The sequence below is a fragment of the Mycobacterium sp. genome (assembly GCF_032162605.1).
Lineage (GTDB): Bacteria > Actinomycetota > Actinomycetes > Mycobacteriales > Mycobacteriaceae > Mycobacterium.
Map to the genome: position 1 here is coordinate 1 of NZ_JAVROT010000241.1, position 2,989 is coordinate 2,989.

General features: G+C 71.2%; 3 protein-coding genes. All 3 read left to right on the forward strand.

The window, feature by feature from the left end; translation table 11 throughout:
* Positions 1-710, forward strand: a 710-nt coding sequence (locus QOI01_RS14700) for a UDP-N-acetylglucosamine--N-acetylmuramyl-(pentapeptide) pyrophosphoryl-undecaprenol N-acetylglucosamine transferase (RefSeq protein ID WP_526382087.1), incomplete at its 5' end; no start/stop codon positions are given.
* Positions 711-712: 2 nt separating this feature from the next.
* Positions 713-2,170, forward strand: coding sequence for a UDP-N-acetylmuramate--L-alanine ligase (gene murC, locus QOI01_RS14705; protein ID WP_526382089.1), 1,458 nt, complete (start codon positions 713-715; stop codon positions 2,168-2,170).
* A partial coding sequence (locus tag QOI01_RS14710; protein WP_526382091.1) for a cell division protein FtsQ/DivIB occupies positions 2,167-2,989 on the forward strand: 823 nt, incomplete at its 3' end. The genes murC and QOI01_RS14710, both read left to right, overlap by 4 nt.

Below are 2,989 nucleotides of genomic sequence, written 5' to 3' on the forward strand. Positions count from 1 at the left end.
GGGCAAACCGGGTCGGGGCACGTTCGGCGCGTCGAGTCCTGTCCGCGGTGCCGGATCCGGGCCTGAAGAACGTCGAGGTGGTCGGCGTGCCGGTTCGCGACTCCATCACCTCACTGGACCGGACCGCGCTTCGGGCTGAGGCGCGCGCCTACTTCGGGTTCGCCCACGACGCCAGGGTGCTGCTGGTGTTCGGCGGCTCGCAGGGGGCGCAGTCCCTCAACCGGGCGGTCGCCGCTGCTGCCGAAGACCTTGCTGCGCTGGGTATCTCGGTGTTGCACGCGCACGGCCCGAAGAACGTGCTCGACCTCCGCGAGCCTGCCGCGGACGATCCGCCCTACGTGGCCGTGCCATACCTGGACAGGATGGATCTGGCGTACGCCGCTGCCGATCTGGCGATCTGCCGGTCCGGTGCGATGACGGTCGCCGAGGTGACGGCGGTCGGCCTGCCCGCCGTGTACGTCCCGCTGCCGATCGGCAACGGCGAGCAGCGCCTCAACGCATTGCCGGTGGTCGGCACCGGCGGGGGCCTACTGGTCGCTGACGCCGATCTGACCCCCACCTTCGTCGCGGAGACCGGCCGCGTGCTGCTGGGAGACCCGCAACGGCTGGCGACCATGACGACCGCCGCGGCTCTGGCCGGGCACCCGGACGCCGCCCGCCGCGTTGCCGAGGTGGCCCTCGACGTCGCCAGAGAGAAGCGGGGCAGGTGACGATGAGCGTGCGTGCGCTGCCACCGGAACTGCAAAGGGTGCACATGGTGGGCATCGGGGGAGCCGGGATGTCGGGGATCGCCCGCATCCTGCTCGACCGCGGCGGCCTGGTGTCCGGGTCGGACGCCAAGGAGTCACGCGGGGTCGCCGCACTGCGCGCCCGTGGGGCGCAGATCCGAATCGGTCACGACGCGTCGGCGCTGGACATGCTGCCCGGCGGTCCGACCGTCGTGGTCAGCACACACGCGGCGATCCCGAAGGACAACCCCGAGCTCCTCGAAGCCCAGCGCCGCGGCGTTCCGGTCATCCTCCGGCCTGCCGTGCTCGCCAGGCTCATGGACGGCTACACCACGGTGATGGTGACGGGAACGCACGGAAAGACGACGACGACGTCGATGGTCATCGTGGCGCTGCAGCGCAGCGGGTTCGATCCGTCGTTCGCGGTCGGCGGCGATCTGGGCGAGGCAGGGACCAACGCGCACCACGGCAGCGGTGAATGCTTCGTCGCCGAGGCCGACGAGAGCGACGGCTCGTTGCTCGAGTACACACCGGACGTGGCGGTGGTGACCAACATCGAGGCCGATCATCTCGACTTCTTCGGCAGTGCCGAGGCTTACGGTGCGGTGTTCGACGAATTCGTGGCACGCCTGCGGCCCGGCGGTGCCCTTGTCGTCTGCGCCGATGATCCCGGAGCTGCGGCGCTGGCGGACCGCGCGGCCGCCCTCGGTGTGCGCGTCATGCGATACGGCAGCGGCACGGGAACCGGCAACGGCTCGAATCTTGCCGGGGCCTTGGTGGATTGGGAACAGCAGGGCACGAGCAGCGTCGCGACCGTCCAACTCGACGGGGAGTCCCATCCCAGGGGCATGCGGTTGGCCGTGCCCGGCAGGCACATGGCGCTGAATGCGCTCGGGGCGCTCTTGGCGGCCACCCAGGCAGGCGCCGACGTCGGCGCGGTGCTCGACGGCCTGGCCGCCTTCGAAGGTGTCCGGCGCCGCTTCGAGTCCGTCGGCACCAGTGCGGGTGTCCGCGTCTTCGATGACTATGCGCACCATCCGACCGAAGTGCACGCGACGCTGGAGGCGCTGCGGGCCGTCGCGGGCGACGGCCGTTCGATCGTGGTCTTCCAGCCCCACCTGTATTCGCGGACCCAGACCTTCGCCCGCGAGTTCGGGCAGGCGCTGAGCCTGGCCGACGAGGTCTTCGTCCTCGACGTGTATGCCGCACGTGAGCAGCCGATCGCGGGTGTCAGCGGCGCCGGCGTGGCCGAGCACGTCAGTGTCCCCGTGCGGTACGTCCCGGACTTCTCCGCGGTCGCCGACCTGGTCGCGGGTTCGGCTCGGCCGGGTGACGTCGTCGTCACGATGGGGGCGGGTGACGTCACGCTGCTGGGCCGGGAGATCCTCGCCGCGGTGCAGTCGAGGGCGCGCAGGGACGCGCCGGGAGCCGGATCGTCGTGACTGAGCCGACCGACACGGCCGGCGGGCCCGGCGACGGATCCGTCGGCGAACCAGCCGACGGCGTGGCTTGGGAGGATGCCGACCCCGCTGCCGCCGAGGCAGGTACCGCCGATCCCGCTGCCACCGACGAAGCCGCCACCGACTTCGAAGGGCCTCGGCGTCGGGCCAGGCGCGAGCGCGAGGAGCGGCGCGCAGCGCAGGAGCGCGCAACCGCGATCGAGAACGCGCGCCGCGAAGCCAAGCGCAAGGTCACCGGCCGGTCGGCTAATGAACCGAAACCCCCTGCGCGTGGCCTGATTCGGGGGCTGAAGGTGCTGATGTGGTCGGCACTGGTCAGCGTGATCGCCGTCGGTGTCGGTCTGCTGCTGTACTTCACGCCGATCATGTCCGCGCGTATCACGGACATCTCCGGTCTGAGCACCGTCACGCGGGAAGAGGTTGAGCAGGCCGCCGCGGTGCCGTCGGACAAGCCGCTGCTGCAGATCGACACCGATGCCGTCGCCGAGCGCGTGGCGACCATTCGGCGGGTGGCGAGCGCGCGGGTCCAACGCGAGTATCCGTCGACGCTGCGGATCACCGTCGTGGAGCGGATTCCGCTGGTGGTCAAGGACTATCCGGACGGTTCGCACCTCTTCGACCGCGACGGGGTCGACTTCGCGACGGCCCCCCCGCCGCCAGGCCTGCCGTACCTCGACGCCGACACCCCAGGGCCCACCGACCTGCCGACGCTGGCCGCGCTGCAGGTTCTCACCGCGCTGCGTCCCGAGTTGGCCGGACAGGTGATGCGAATCGCGGCGCCGTCGGTCGCGGCGATCACGC